The 14,807-nt window shown below is 67.0% G+C and carries 9 protein-coding genes; 7 read left to right on the forward strand and 2 right to left on the reverse strand.

All coding sequences use genetic code 11. From position 1 onward, the window contains the following. Positions 1–18: 18 nt before the first annotated feature. Together AC1ZQA_RS10970 and AC1ZQA_RS10975 are read left to right on the forward strand one after the other, a co-directional pair. Entirely contained in the window at positions 19–729 is a 711-nt protein-coding gene (locus AC1ZQA_RS10970) for an NUDIX hydrolase (RefSeq protein ID WP_482676934.1), read from the forward strand. Between the two features lie 9 nt (positions 730–738). Beyond that, complete coding sequence (locus AC1ZQA_RS10975; protein ID WP_482676935.1) at positions 739–1,704, forward strand: CobD/CbiB family protein; 966 nt, start codon at positions 739–741, stop codon at positions 1,702–1,704. A gap of 62 nt (positions 1,705–1,766) precedes the next feature. Here AC1ZQA_RS10975 and htpG read toward each other — a convergent pair whose 3' ends face one another. Both htpG and AC1ZQA_RS10985 read right to left on the reverse strand, forming a co-directional pair. Further along, positions 1,767–3,728, reverse strand: a complete 1,962-nt coding sequence (gene htpG, locus AC1ZQA_RS10980) for a molecular chaperone HtpG (protein ID WP_482676936.1) — start codon at positions 3,726–3,728, stop codon at positions 1,767–1,769. Between the two features lie 63 nt (positions 3,729–3,791). Continuing rightward, entirely contained in the window at positions 3,792–4,658 is an 867-nt protein-coding gene (locus AC1ZQA_RS10985) for a TatD family hydrolase (protein WP_482679316.1), read from the reverse strand. Between the two features lie 205 nt (positions 4,659–4,863). On the opposite strand from AC1ZQA_RS10985, the gene AC1ZQA_RS10990 reads away from it, so the two are divergent. The 5 genes from AC1ZQA_RS10990 to AC1ZQA_RS11010 are packed head-to-tail and all read left to right on the forward strand — an operon-like array spanning position 4,864 to position 14,801. Continuing rightward, positions 4,864–7,758 carry a bifunctional glycoside hydrolase/polysaccharide deacetylase family protein gene (locus tag AC1ZQA_RS10990; protein ID WP_482676937.1) on the forward strand — a complete coding sequence of 965 codons (2,895 nt, stop codon included), beginning with the start codon at positions 4,864–4,866 and terminating at the stop codon, positions 7,756–7,758. 16 nt (positions 7,759–7,774) lie between these two features. Next, on the forward strand, positions 7,775–11,524 hold the full coding sequence (locus AC1ZQA_RS10995; protein ID WP_482676938.1) for a tetratricopeptide repeat protein: 3,750 nt from the start codon (positions 7,775–7,777) through the stop codon (positions 11,522–11,524). Positions 11,525–11,562: 38 nt separating this feature from the next. After that, the gene (locus AC1ZQA_RS11000) at positions 11,563–12,135 is read left to right on the forward strand and encodes a penicillin-binding protein activator LpoB (protein ID WP_482676939.1); all 573 of its coding nucleotides are present in this window, start codon (positions 11,563–11,565) and stop codon (positions 12,133–12,135) included. A 21-nt stretch (positions 12,136–12,156) separates the two neighbouring features. Next, complete coding sequence (locus tag AC1ZQA_RS11005; protein ID WP_482676940.1) at positions 12,157–13,656, forward strand: hypothetical protein; 1,500 nt, start codon at positions 12,157–12,159, stop codon at positions 13,654–13,656. Next, positions 13,653–14,801: a HEAT repeat domain-containing protein gene (locus AC1ZQA_RS11010; RefSeq protein ID WP_482676941.1), complete on the forward strand. Its 1,149-nt coding sequence runs from the start codon at positions 13,653–13,655 to the stop codon at positions 14,799–14,801. Before AC1ZQA_RS11005 ends, AC1ZQA_RS11010 begins: the two co-directional genes overlap by 4 nt. Positions 14,802–14,807: the final 6 nt, after the last annotated feature.

A 14,807-nucleotide genomic window follows, 5' to 3' on the forward strand; every position in this document is an offset into this window, starting at 1 on the left:
TGCCCCGCCCCACTCACCTTGTCTGAATCCCGCGCCAAGACCATCGACCCCGAGGACGCACGCTTCCTCGGATGCGACGACACCTTGCCCGCCGTGCCGGACGTCGATCTCACCCCGGAGCGACTGCGGCAACGCTTAGCCCGCCCGCCCGCCTGGCAACCCGAACTGTTTGAAGATTCGCTGCGCCTGAGCAGCCTGCCTCTGCGCGGCGCAGCGGTGCTGGTTGCGCTGGTGCCACGCCCGCACGGCGTGCAGGTGCTGCTCACCCGTCGCACCCTTGCGCTGCACGAGCATGCCGGTCAGATCAGCTTTCCCGGTGGTCGTTGCGATCGCCAGGATCTCCACCCTGCCGCCACGGCCCTGCGCGAAGCGCACGAGGAAATCGGCCTGCATCCGGCAGGAACGGAAGTGCTCGGCACCCTGCCCCTGTATTGCACCGCTTCGCGCTATGCGGTGACGCCAGTCGTTGCCTTGCTGGAGCACACCGAGGGCATGCAGGCCCAACCGGATGAGGTCAGTGAAGTGTTCGAAGTGCCCCTGCGCTTTCTCATGGACCCGCGCCACCACGAGCACCGGGAGTGGACGCCCACAGGCGAAGACACCCTGCAGTCTGCGGCGCTGCGCCGCCGGTTTCTGGTGATGCCGTATGTCGAGGGCGACCGACGCTATGTCATCTGGGGAGCCACGGCGGCGATGCTGCGCAACTTGTATCGGCTGCTGATTGCGTAGGATAGACGCATGGCTTTTCTCTCCGTCCTGATCGCCCTGCTGATCGAGCAGCTCAAGCCCCTGGGTCGTGGCAGCGCCGTCTATCGGCTTCGGCAGCATCTGGCGGATCTGGCCTCGCGCAATTTCGATGCGGGACAATCGCGGCACGGCGTCGCCGCCTGGTTCATCGCCGTCCTGCTGCCCAGCCTCATCACGCTGGCCATCTACCTTCTCGCCGTGCACTACAGCCTGCTGCTGGCCTTGGCATGGAATATTGCGGTGCTGTATTTCACCCTCGGTTTTCGTCAGTTCAGTCACTACTTCACCGACATCCAGGATGCGCTCAATCACAACGATGCTTCGGCTGCACGCAGTCTGCTCAAGCAGTGGAAGGCGCTGGACACGGTGGACATGAGCACCAGCGACATCACCCAGCAGACCATCGAGCATGCACTGGTGTCGGTGCAGCGCTATGTGCTGGGGGTGTTTTTCTGGTTCATCCTGCCGATCGGTCCGGCGGGTGCCGTGCTGTATCGCCTCAGCGACTATGTGGCGGGCAAATGGAACCAGGCCGACAGCGAGGCCAGCCCGGCCCTGCGCAGCTTTGCGCAAAAGGCCTTCGACCTGCTCGACTGGATCCCGGCCCGATTGACTGCCAGTGGCTATGCCATCGTGGGCAACTTCGAGGATGCGGTGGACGTCTGGCGCGGCTATGCGCAGCTCTGGCCCAACCGCAACACAGGCGTGATGCTGGCCTCAGCCGCTGGTGCGGTCGGCATTCGGCTGGGCGCCACCGCAGGTTTGCCCCCCGCCCCCCCCACGGAGCCGGGCTGGACGCAGGAGGGCGAAATCGATCGGGCGGGCAGCACCGCTGAGATGCCCGGCGCCATTCCCCAGCCCGCCCACTTGCGCAATGTGGTGGGGCTGGTGTGGCGCTCGGTGTTGCTGTGGATGCTGCTGCTGGCCATGCTCAGCGTGGTGAGCTGGGTGAATTGACCACCCCCAGCGTACCGCACCCAGCGATTGCCGCTCGGTGCGTTCGCGCTGCACGCCCGGGTTCAACCGACGAGCAATGCATTGACCCGGCGCACATAGGCCGCCGGATCATCAAGCTGACCGCCTTCGGCCAGCAGCGCCTGATCGAACACCACCTGCGCCAGATCGCCGGCATGGGTTTCGTCCTGTGCCACGCGCTGGACCAGCGCATGGCCGGGGTTGATCTCCAGCACGGGCTTGGTGGGCATTTCATTGCGCCCGGCCTGCTTGAGCAGGCGCGCCAGATGGGCGCTCATGCCGTCTTCGGTTGCCACCAGACAGGCGGGAGAATCCACCAGACGCTCGGACACGCGCACATCCTGCACCCGCTCGCCCAGCGCCTCCTTGAAGCGCGCGATCAGCGCCTGGTGATCGGCGGACTGCTTCGAGTCGTCCTTGGCCTCCTCTGGCTTGTCCTGCTCGCCCTTCACCGCGCTGAGATCGACCGCACCGCGCGCCACCGACTGCAAGGGCTTGCCCTCGAAATCGTTGAGAAAGCCCAGCATCCATTCGTCCACCCGATCGGTGAGCAGCAGCACCTCGATGCCCTTCTTGCGGAAGATTTCGAGCTGCGGGCTGGAGCGAGCGATTTTCGGCGTCTCGGCGGTGATGTAGTAGATGGCCTTCTGGCCCTCCTTCATCCGCGCGACATAGTCGGCCAGCGACACGCTTTGCGCATCATCCTCGTTGTGGGTGGAGGCGGCGCGCAGCAGCTTGGCCAAGCGCTCGCGATTGGCGAAGTCTTCGCCGAAGCCTTCCTTGAGCACCGCGCCGAATTCCTTCCAGAACGCGGCGTACTTGTCGCGCTCGGCCTGGTCTTCGCTGCCCGCCAGGTCTTCGAGCATGGCCAGCACGCGCTTGACCGAACCTTCGCGGATGGCGCGCACATCGCGGCTTTCCTGCAGCATTTCACGCGAGACGTTGAGCGGCAGATCGGCGCTGTCGATCACCCCACGCACGAAGCGCAGGTAGGTCGGCATCAGGCTTTCGGCATCGTCGGTGATGAACACGCGCTTGACATACAGCTTGACCCCGGCCTTCTGCTGCCGGTCCCACAGGTCCATCGGCGCCTTGGACGGGATGTAGAGCAGTTGGGTGTATTCGCTGCGGCCCTCGACGCGGTTGTGCGTCCAGCGCAACGGCGGGTTGCTGTCGCCGCTGAGCTGCTTGTAGAACTCCAGATACTGCGCTTCGGTGATGTCGGATTTGCTGCGCGTCCACAGTGCGGCCGCGCTGTTGATCTGTTCCCACTCGTCGGTGGCGACGTATTTGCTCTGCTCGGCGTCCCAGCGCTCCTTGCGCATCTCGATGGGCAGGGAGATGTGGTCGGAGTATTTGCCGATCAGGTCTTTGAGGGTCCAGACCCGCAGGTATTTGTCGATCTTGTCCTCATGCGGCGTGTCTTCGGCGTCGGGCCGCAGGTGCAGGATGACGTCGGTGCCGCGTTTGGCACGGTGGATGGTTTCCACGGTGAACTCACCCGTGCCGTCGGACACCCAGCGCACGCCTTCGCTCTCGGCCATGCCAGCCTTGCGCGACTCCACGGTGATGCGATCGGCCACCATGAACCCCGAGTAGAAGCCCACGCCAAACTGGCCGATCAGCGCGGCATCGGGCTTTTGCTTGTCGCCAAGCTTCTGCATGAATTCGCGCGTGCCGGACTTGGCGATGGTGCCCAGATGTTCCACCGCATCATCCAGACTCAGGCCGATGCCGTTGTCGCTGATGGTCAGCGTGCGGGCGTCCGCGTCGACCGCAATGCGGATGCGCAGATCGGCATCGCCCTCCATCAGCGCGGCATCATCAATGGCCTGGAAACGCAGCTTGTCGCAGGCATCCGAGGCGTTGGAGATGAGTTCGCGCAGAAAGATGTCGCGATTCGAATACAGCGAGTGAGTCACGAGATGCAATAGCTGGCGCACCTCGGCCTGGAAAGCATGGGTATGCGCGGGGGCAGACGTTTCGGTGGTTTGTTCTGTGCTCATGGTGTGTGAGGGAAACGAAAAGAAAAAAACCTGCGCAGGCACATGCGGTCAAACACGCAAAAATCAAGGCGCCGCCGTCGCAACGGGCGGAAAACCTGCCACCAGGGAAGGCATGCCCGCCAGACGCGGCAAGGCGCGCAGGGCATTCGATGTGGTCTGCGCCGCGGTCTGCTCCAGCGACCAGCCGCGCAGCACCGCCATGGTCTGCGCAATGCGAGGCAACTGCTCCGGCGAATTGGGCGCGGGGGGCATCTCCGGCGGCGCGTTGCGCGGGCGGTAGAGCCAGACCGGCGGCATATCGGGAGCGTCGGTTTCGAGCACGGGCACGGTGTCTGGCACCTGCGCCAGCAAGCGGCGGATGTTGAGCGCGCGCTCAAAGGTCATCGCGCCGCCAAAGCCCAGCGCAAAGCCCAGATCGATGAAGCCCTGCGCCTGCTGCATGCTGCCGTTGAACGCATGGGCGATGCCCGCAGGTCGTCCGGCAGCAAACCCGGTGCGGCGCAATCCGGCAAGCAGAGCGTCCTGCGATTTGCGCACATGCAGGATCACCGGCAGGTCGAAGTCACGGGCGATGCGCAACTGCGCGGCGTAGAAATGCTGTTGCCGATCCCGGTCCAGTCCGGGAACAAAGAAGTCCAGTCCGATCTCGCCGATGCCGACGAACAAGGGGTCTGCCAGCGCCAGTTCTGCCTCCCGCCGCAGCGCGTCCAGATCGGAGTCGTGCGCCCGTTCGACGTAGAGCGGATGAATGCCCAGCGCATAGGCCCAGCCGCACTGCCGGGCCAAGGCCTGCACCGTGGCGAAGCGGCTACGCTCCACCGCTGGAATCACGCCGCTCGCCACCCCGGCCAGGCGCGCGCGCGCAGCCACCTCCTGCGCCTGGCCGCCAAATTCGGCCGCGTCCAGATGGGCGTGGGTGTCGAGCCAGATCGAGTGGGTGCGCATGCAGTCAGCCTTCTTGGGGAGTCCACATCTTGCAATCAATGTAAAAAATCACAATTCTGGGAAAAACGAGGGAATCGCTTGGGCAAACAGCGTGAAAAACCTGGAAAATCTGGGGCTTACACGTATTGATTCACGGAACCGCTTCGGTCAGGAGAGGCTCTGACGTTGAATCCAATCAATCAAGCCGCCCATGCAACGCCGTCATTTTCTGCAATCCCTCGCCCAGAGTCGCCTGTTCGCCAACCCCCTGGGGCGCAAGAGTCTGCTTGGGCTGGGACTGCTCGGGGCGGGTGCCGCAGAAACCGCCGCGCAAGCTGCCGCCTGTGCATGCGGACAATGCCCCGACTGCATGCAAGGCTCCGCAAGCCCTGAAACCACGCCCGCTGTCGCTTTTTACTACGGCGCGCGCATTCCGGTGGACGACCTGCGCGCATTCGATTGGGTGGTGCTGGAGCCGCAGCATGCGCTGGCGCAAGACCCGCACATCGTTTCCGCTCTGAGCCCAGACACGCTGGCGCTGGCGTATGTCTCGGTCGGTGAGGTCACGCCCGAGCGTCCGTATGTCGCGGACATGCCCAAGGCCTGGCTGCCGGCATCGAACGCTGCCTGGGGATCGCGCGTGGTCGATCAGACCGCCGCGGGCTGGCCGCAGTTTCTGCGCGAGCGCATCGTCAAGCCGCTGTGGGACGCTGGGTTTCGCGCCTTTTTCCTCGATACGCTGGATTCGTATCAACTGCTGGCCAAAACCCCGGCGGCGCAGGCGCAGCAGGCCAAGGCACTGACGGAAACCCTGCGCGGTCTGGTCACGGCGTTCCCCGGCATCCGCCTGATGCTCAACCGCGGCTTCGAGCTGGTCGATGCCACACTGGCGCCGAACATCCTCGCGGTCGCGGCGGAGTCGCTTTACAGCGGCTGGAACCAGGGCGATTCGCGCTACGTGGAGGTCAGCGCCGCAGATCGCGGCTGGCTGCTCGCCCGGTTTGGCGACATGCGCACGCGGTTCAATCTGCCATGCATCGCGATCGACTACTGCGCCCCGGCCGATCGCGCGCTGGCGCGGCAGACCGCGCGCAAGATCGCCGCGCATGGCCTGATTCCCTGGGTGGCCGATCCTGCGCTGGAAAGCCTGGGTGTGGGGTCTGTGGAACTGGTGCCGCGCCGCGTGCTGCTGCTGCACTCGTGCGAGCAGGGCGACAGCCCCGAGCTGCAGGCGCAAAGCGCGCATCTCTATGGCGCGATGCCGCTGGAATATCTGGGCCTGGTGCCCGAATATCGTTATGTCGGCGCGCCCGCCATCACCGAGCCGCTGGCCGGGCGGTATGCGGCGATCGTGCTCTATCCCGATGACGGCAAGGTGCCTGCGGACATCCGCGCGCTGCTCAGGCGCGCCAAGGCAGAGAGTGTGCCGGTTGCCGTACTCGGCTACGCCGATCTGGATGTGCTCGCCGAGCTGGGCGCGCAGGTCGGCAACGATGCGCTTGCCGCGCCGATCAAGGTACAGCGACTTCCGGGCACGCCCAATGGCGAGGTGATCCCGCTGATCGGCGCCCAGGACACGTCCCCGCTGGTGGCAGGCCCCGGCGCGCAGGTCTGGCTGCAGGCCACCGGCGCCGACGGCAAGACCATGGATGGCGCAGCCATCACCCCCTGGGGTGGCTATGCGATGGGGGCGTTCGGGCTGTTCAATCTGCCGGGCAACACCGGCACGCGCTGGGCGATCGACCCGGTCGAGTTCTTCCGCGCGGCGCTGCGGGTCGGCGACGACCCGATGCCCGACATCACCACCCGCACCGGGCGGCGCGTGTTTTTCGTGCACTTCGACGGCGACGGCTGGCCCAACGCCTGCGATCAACCCGGCTCGCCGCTGGCCTGCGAGGTGCTGGTCAGCGAATTCCTCGAAAAATACAAGGTCCCCACGCTGGCCTCGGTGATCATCGGCGAGATCAGCCACGAGGGCCTCTACCCCAAGCTGGCCGATACCTCGCAGAAATGGGCCAGGCGCATGTATGCCCTGCCCTGGGTCGAGGTGGGCAGCCATACCTGGTCGCATCCGTTCAACTGGGTGATGGCCAGCAAGACGCACAGCCTGGGCACCCCGAGCAAGGCCTATCCGTATGGCTACTACCTGCCGCTGCCCAACTACACCTTCAGCACCAGGAGCAATGTCATCGGGGCCGCGCAGTACATCGACGACAAGCTCTGCCCGCCGGGCAAGACGTGCAACATGATTCTCTGGCCCGGAGACTGCAACCCGCCGGATGAAGCCGTGGCGATGGCCTACGAATACGGCCTGGGCAATATCAACGGAGGCGGTGCGCCGATCAACAAGACCCGGCCCACGCTGTCGGACATCTGGCCCATGGGCATTCCAAAAGGGAAATACTTTCAGGTCTATGCCCCCTGCTCCAATGAAGAGACACTCACACACAATTGGACAGGGGCGTTTTTTGGGTTTGAGCGCATCGTCGAGAGCTATCAGATGACCGACTTGCCGCGCCGCTTCAAGCCGATCGACCTCTACTACCACCCCTACATCGTCACCAAGGCCGCCGGAGCAAAAAGCCTGCACACGGTGTATCAGTGGGTACTCAGACAGCCGACGCACGCAATCTACGGCCACCAATACTTCCGCAGCGTCAACGACTGGCGACAGGCCACGGTCGCGCGGCGGCTCTCCGGTGGCTGGCGGCTGCGCAGCGGTGCCGAGTTGCGGCAGTGGGCCCAGCCAACCTCGGCCGCCACGCCGCAGCTCGCACAGTGCCAGAACCTCGCCGGCTGGAACGAACATGCCAAGCGTCGCTATCTGCATGCCACCGCTGGACAGGTGTTGTTGCAGAGCGGGGCTGCGGGCAATGCCGCGCCGCGGCTGATCGAGGCCAATGCGGACATCACCCGCTGGGCAGTGCGAGCCGACAGCAGCGTGCACATCAGTCTGCAGGGCCATCTGCCGGTCGAAGCGGTTTTTCAACTGCCTGCCGGCTGGGCTGCTCAGGGCAGCAAAGGCACCACTGTCGAGACCACATCGGCCGGTGTGCGCGTGAGTGGCAGCGGCACCACAGTCGATCTCACCCTGAAGCGGGCCTGACCGACAATTGGCGCAGATGCAGGAACCACCTCGCCCCGCCCAACGCGACCCGCTGCACATCTCTCCCGATGATCCGCAGCGCAGCCGTCTGTTTCCGCGCGGCACCCTGCTGGGGCTGGGGCTGCTGTGCGCCGGCACACTGGCGCTGGTCTATCCCGGGCAGAACCTGATGCGCCTGCTGGCCACCAGCAGCGACAACGCGCTGGCCATCGATTACCTGCGGCACCTGGTGCACCTGCGCGGCGGCGACATCGACCTGCGGCTGATGCTGGCTCAGCGCTACCTGCGCATCGGCCAGCAGCAAAAGGCGCTCGATGCGCTCGCCTCGGTGCACAGCCCAGAAGCAGACGCCTTGCGGCTGCAGATCTGGAAGCAGCGCTGGTTCGACGCCCGCGCGCTGGGGCAGGCCGCCAAGGAAGCGCAGGCACGCCAGGCGCTATCCACGCTGCTGCAACGTACCGTGCCGAACAGCTTTACTGCCTGGCGCGACACCCTGATCCTGCTGCAGGGGCTGGACGAGCCGCAGGCGGTGCAACGCCTGACCGGCATGGTGACCCGGTTCCTGCCGCTGCCGTCCGCTGCCGCACAGCAGGCCGCGCAACTGCTCGTCGGCCTGCATGCCTATACCCTGGCTGCGCAGGTGCTGTTCGACACAGCAAAGACCCGGGTCACGCCCGCCGAACGGCTGGGTCTGATTCAGGCGGGGGCAAACGCCCTGCTCGCCTCCAGTCAACCCACGCTGGCCTACACCCGAGCTGCCGCGGCGCTGGGCGCGCAGACCGTGCCGACAGAGATGGCCTGGTTCATGGTGCGGCTGGCGCTGGGGGCCAATCTGCCGATTGATGCCGCGCGCTGGCTGCGGCAAGCAGTTCCGCTCGATGCGCCTGCAGGCCAGCTCGGGCAGACGCTGACTGCGCAACAGCTCGATCTGGCCTGGCAGGTGCTGCTGGCCGGGGGCGATCTGCACGGCGCGGTCCATCTGGCCGATGCGGCGCTGGCCAGGCAGCCGGGCAACCGCGCCTGGGCCGAGCGCCGCGCGCAGGTGCTGGAGTGGAGCGGCCAGCCCGACGCGGCGATGCAGCAGTGGATCGCGCTGCTGCGTGCCCAGTTCAGCCGCCACGCGCTCGACGAACTGCACCGCCTGGCGCTGGCGCTGTATTCCAGCCGCGGCATGGATGTGTATTGGGAGCAGCGCGCCGCGCACACCACGTTGACCGCCGCCGAATGGCTGCAATATGCGCAGGCGCTGGAAGTGCGCGGCCACCCGGAGCAGGCGGTGCGCATTCTGCGTCAGGCTGCGGTCAAGGAGCCGTCGGTGCTGCCCGCGCTGGCCTGGCTGCTGGGCAATCTGGGCGAAGTGGACGCGTCGCTGTCCGTATATGCCGAGGCGCTGCGCCGCGGCACCCTCGATCTGCGCGGCAGCATCGACTACGCAATTGCACTGCTGCAAAGCGGGCAGTTCGAGCAGGCACGGCGGGTCCTGGAAGCAACCCAGCACCTGCCGGCCAGCCTGAACTGCGGCTCCGCTCCATCCAGCTCGGCGCGCATCGAAGGCGAAGCGGCTGCAGCGGCCCTGCCATGCAGCGACACCGCCCTGCTCGCCGCGCATCAGGGCCTGCTGGGCGACATTTCCTGGGACATGGGCGAGCAGCGCAACGCCGAAGCTGCCTATCGCAGCATCTGGGACACCCCCGATCTGCGCGACCGCATCAAGCCCTATCAACTGCAGCGCCTGGTCATCCTCACGCAAAAATCGCAGGGCGATGCCGCCGCGCTGCATCTGCTGCCGCAGGCCTGGGCGCGGGCGCCGTCCGAAGCGCTGGGGCTGCTGTGGCTGCAGGCTCTGCTGCGTCAGCCCAGCCAGCAGGGGATCGAGGAGTGGCAGCGCGTGGTGCTGGGCAGCGAAACAGGCGCCGCGCTGCGCGCGCAGCCGCAGATGTATGCCGCCCGCGCCCAGGTCTGGCGCGCGCTGGGCCGCACCGATCTGGCACTGGCCGACCTGCGCACCGCGCTGCACCTGTCTCCCGGCGATGCCGACAACCAGATCGCGCTGCTGTGGATGGAAATCGACACCAATGCCCTCGACGCCCTGCGGCAGGACATGGCGCGCTACGCCCGCAACCTGCAGGGCCAGCCCGATGGCCTGGACGTGCTTTCGGCCGCGGCGCAGACCCTGGGCGACAGCGCCGCCGCGCTGCGCTACAGCAAGCAGATGTACCCCCGCAAAAAAGCCGATGCGCTCTGGCTGCTGAACTATGGCGATCTGTTGGCGCAGGCAGGGGACGATCGCCGCGCCCAAGCCGCCTACAACCAGGCCTGGGCGTTGCTGCAACAGCCGCGCAAACCCGCCGCGCCGGGAAAGACCACCGACAAGGACCTCGACGACCTGCTCGCTCGGCTGCGCCTGAGCCACGGCCGTCTCGATGGCGCTGGCCAGCAGGCGCTGCTGGACCAGTTGCGCAGCAAACTGCGCAGCGGCACACTCACCAGCCAGCAAGCCCTGCAGGCCAACGCCGCAATTGCCGACTGGCTGCTGCGTCTGGACACCAATTCCGCCGCGCGCTGGTGGCTGGCGCGACGGGTGCTCACCCCGGCAGCGCGGCAATCGATCGAACTGCAGATGGCGCTGCGCGACAACGACCGCGAGGCCGTCAACCACCTGCTGCAGCAAGGCGCGGCGCGTCACTTGCTGCCCCAGGACAAGCCGGAGGCCGAGCGCATCGCCGGGCACCCGCAGCAGGCGCTGGCCGCAGCCGAACAGGTGCTCGAGGACGCTGCCGAGCGCGGGCAGGACAACCCGGCGCTGCAGGCGCTGGCGCGGCAGACCGCCGAACAGCAGCTCGCGCTGGCGCACCGCGCCACGCTCACGCTGGAGCATCGTCAGATCGACAATGTGGTCCGGCAGGGGCCGGTGCTGGGTCTGTCGCTGCAGTTGGGCGGGCAGTGGCGGCTGCAGGCGCAGGCCAGTCGCCAGACGATGCACAGCAACAACACCGCCGCGCTGGTCGGCGTGCCCTCCACCTGGAGCGATGCGCAGATCGGCGCGCAGTGGCAAGGCGAGCGCACGCAATTCGGCGGCACCCTGACGCACAACACCGCAGTCGGCACGCTCAACGGCTGGCGCATCGACGCCGCCGCGCAGCTGCCCGGCAATGTGCGCGCGCAACTGCAGGCCGAGCACAACGCCGTGGCCGACGAATCCGGCCCGCTGCAGATTGCTGGCAGCCGCGACCGGCTGCAGCTGCGGCTGTCGCGCGACTTCGGCCGGGTCTGGGCCAATCTGAGCACGGCGGTGATGTCCTACGACACCCGCCGTGGTGACCCGCTGGGGCATGGCGCCAGCACCCAGTTCGAGCTGGGCTTCTGGTTCCGCCGCGAGCAGCCCGACCTCAGTGTCAAGCTGCTGGGCTATTCCAACCGCTTCAGCGCCAATGCCGATCCGCCGCTGCCGCCCTACGCTTCGCTGGTGCCGGGCGGCACTGCGCCGAACGCGGCGTTTTTCATCCCCGCGGGCGACGATGTCCTCGGCCTGGGGCTGGGGTTCAACATGGCGCACAGCGACACCTACACCCGCCGCTGGTTGCCGTATGCCGAGGTCGATGTGCTGCAATCGCGCAGATTGGGACTGACCAACAACCTGAATCTGGGCATTCACGGCCCGCTGTTCGGCCCGGACGAACTGTCCCTGACCTACCAGCGCCAGCAGAACACCTCGGGCCTGAACCGCCAGTGGAGTGTGCAATACCGGCTGTGGTTCGGCCGCTGACCGCGTTCTTTTCTTTGATGATGATGCAGGAGAATTCCATGACCCTACCCTCCCCCACACGCCGCGCAGCACTCGGTCTGGCCGGTGCCGCGGCCGTGCTGCTCGCAGGCTGTGCCGTGACCGCCCTGCCCGGCCAGACGCTCTCGATTCCGGCGGATGGAAAGTTCGCCGTGCTGCCGCTCGCCAATGCCACCGACACGCCGCTGGTCGAGCGCCGGGCACAGGCCATCACCGTGTCGCTGCTGCAGCAAAAGGGCCTGAGCGATGTGGTGGTCTACCCGCAGAAGGCAAATGACAACCCGCTCGACGCCGAGCCCGCAGCCAGCAGCGCGCAGACACTGGCGTGGGCCAGGCAGCAGGGCGCACGCTACGCGCTGTCGGGCACGGTCACCGAGTGGCGCTACAAGACCGGAGTGGACAGCGAGCCCGCCGTGGGCGTCACCCTGCAAGTGACCGATGTGACCACCGGCCAGGTGGTCTGGAGCGCCAGCGGCGGTCGTTCGGGCTGGGGCTATCAGGCGCTGGCCGCCGTGGGGCAATCGCAGATCGAGGCGCTGTTGCGCGGCATCCGCGTCACCGCGGCCACCACCAAGTCCGCCGCCAAACCCTGACCTCGCGTTGCACATCACCGCATGAAACTCGACAAGCTCTCCACCCGCGTCACCCGCCGCATGCGCGGGCAAGGCGCGCGCGTGCGCTGGCAGTGGCTGCGCTACTGGCGGCCCAACACCCAGTCCGGGCGGCTGGTGGCGATGGTCGAGAGCGTGCTGCTGCCGGTGCTGGTGCTGTGGCTGGGCTGGAAACTGCGCCCTGACGATCCGCTGGGCGCGCATGCCGGGTTTCCGTGGGCCTGGTTCGGCCCCTGGCTGATCGCGGTGCGCTATGGCGCGGGCTACGGGCTGTTCGGCGTGGCGTTCTACGCCGCGTTCTGGAAGTTTGGCCCTCTTCTTCTGCTCAAGACCATTCCGGCAGCGCCCTTTCCCGCCGAGTTCTTTCTCGGCGGCATGCTGATGACCCTGATCCTGGGCGAATTCGGCGCGGCCTTCCGCAACCGCCAGGTGCTACACCGCGAAGTGACCAAAGACCTCACCGCGCGGCTGGAGCGCACCAAGCGGCGGCTGTTCGTCATCAAGGAGGCGCTGTCCACGCTGGAGCAGGAACTCACCGACCGGCCGATGACCCTGCGCGACGCGCTGCTCGACTTGCGGCGCACCTTCACCTTCCAGGGCAACCGGCCTGCGCTGGCCGCGCCCGAAGCGATCGCCGGGCTGCCTGCGCCACGCCCGCTGCCCGATCCGCGCGCCTTTCTGCAGTTGCTCAGCCAGTCGTGCCGACTGGTCGAGGCGGGGATTTTTGTGCGCGAGATCAGCCCCGATGGCCTGCAGTGGCGACTGGCAGCGTCTCTGGGGCAGAGTCTGCCCCCGCTCGATCAGGATGATGTGCTGATCGGCCGCAGTCTGGAAACACACCAGTCGGTCCACATCGCCCAGGCCGCGCTGAATGAATCGCAGGAGAACAATCCCTGGGTCTTCGCCGCACCGCTGCGGCTGGACGAATATGACGAGGTGGACGCCCTGCTCGCCGTGCACACCATGCCCTTCATGTCGTTCGAGGAAAACAATCTGCAGCGTCTGCAGGTGCTGTGCGCCTCGTATCTCGACTTCAGCCAGCTCGAACTCGCGGTCGAGGACGTGCGCTCGGCCTGGGTGCAGGCTCCCATCGGTCTGCAGCAGGAATGGGCGCAGCTCAGCGAACTCGGGCGCAACTTCAAGCTGCGCAGCTACTGCGCGGTGTGGAGCGGACAGGGCCGGGTCAGCGACGACGCCCTGGCCGAATTCGCCGGACTGCAGCCGGTGGAAAGCTCGACCTGGACGCTCAAGGGCCGCGGCGGCAAACCCGCTCTGGTGGTGCTGCTGCCGCTGCTCAGCTCCGCCGGTCTGGCCAATTACCGGCGTGACATGGTGACCCAGCTTGGACAGATCCTCGGCCGCAGCAACCAGCGCCCGGATCAGGCCTTCGCGCTGGACTTTCTCGAGGTCTCGGGTGCGCCGGCCTTTCGTGAACTGCGCCGCTTGCTCGCGGCGGCACCGCCCGAGCGCGCCGCAACCCCACAGGCGGGCGAACGCCCATGAACCCGCTGTTCTACAAGCTCTGCTCGCTCATCGTCGCCCTCGAATCGGTGGCGGCATGGCTGCTCGTCAGTCGCAATGACGTACATCTGCTGCTGTTCTGGCTGGTGCATGGCGCGGCCGCCGTGCTGGTGGGCCTTCTGCTGTGGACGCTGTTGCCCGAGGCGCTGCGCCGGCCGCGCCGCCTGTCCCTAAGCCTGCTCACCCTGCTTGCCTTGTTCTTCCCGATCATCGGCGTGTTCGGGCTGTTGATCGCCGCGCGACTGGCGCAGTGGCTGCCCGCGCGTCTCAAGGCCACCGACCATCTGCGCGAAGCGCCGCAGCTGCAGGTGTTCGCGGTGTCGCATGTCGATGAGGACCAGCGGCGCGACCTGCCTGCTGGCCAGACCGCGCGCATCGCCATGGACCAGAGTCAGCCACCGGCGCAACGCATCCGCGCCGTGCTGGCGCTGCGCGAAATGACGCCGCGCATGACCCTGCCGGTACTGCGCCGGCTGCTGTCCGACCCCGACGAGGAAATCCGCCTGCTCGCCTACGGCATCAGCAACACCTGGGAGCAGCGCCTCACCGACACCTTGCAGGACGCCCTGCGCGAAGTCGACGTGGTGCGCCAAGGCGCGGGCAACGGCCCGGCACTGGCCCGCGCCGCGCAGCGCGTGGCCGAACTGCAGATGGAGTTCATCTACCAGGGACTGGCGCAGGGCGACCTGCGCGACTTCGCCCTGAAGCAGGCGCTGCACTACTGCGCCATCGCGCGCGAGGCGCTGCCGCAAGACACCAGCCTGCAACTCATGTTTCTGCGCCTGTCGCTCGCCGCCGGGAAGACCGCCGACGCCCGCACGGTGCTCGAGCGCCTGACCTCGGAAGGCGCCAGCCCGACGCTGTGGCGGCCCTATGCCGCCGAGCTGGAATGGATCGAACGACGGTTCAACCGCATCCCCGCCGTCCTGCACCCCCTGGGCACGCGCCAGGTGGCGCCTCGCCTGCGCCCGGTGGTGCGCGTGTGGCAGACGCTCACCACCGGCGCAGCCGGGCTGACTATCGGTGACGAACCGGCAGTGCCCCGCGCTGGCGAGGTGCGTGCCGAACCGGTGATCACACCCACACCGCCCGAGATCGGCGATGCCGACCGGCTGCTGCTGAGCTGAACCCAC

Source organism: Thiomonas sp. DCM-2 (assembly GCF_056820905.1).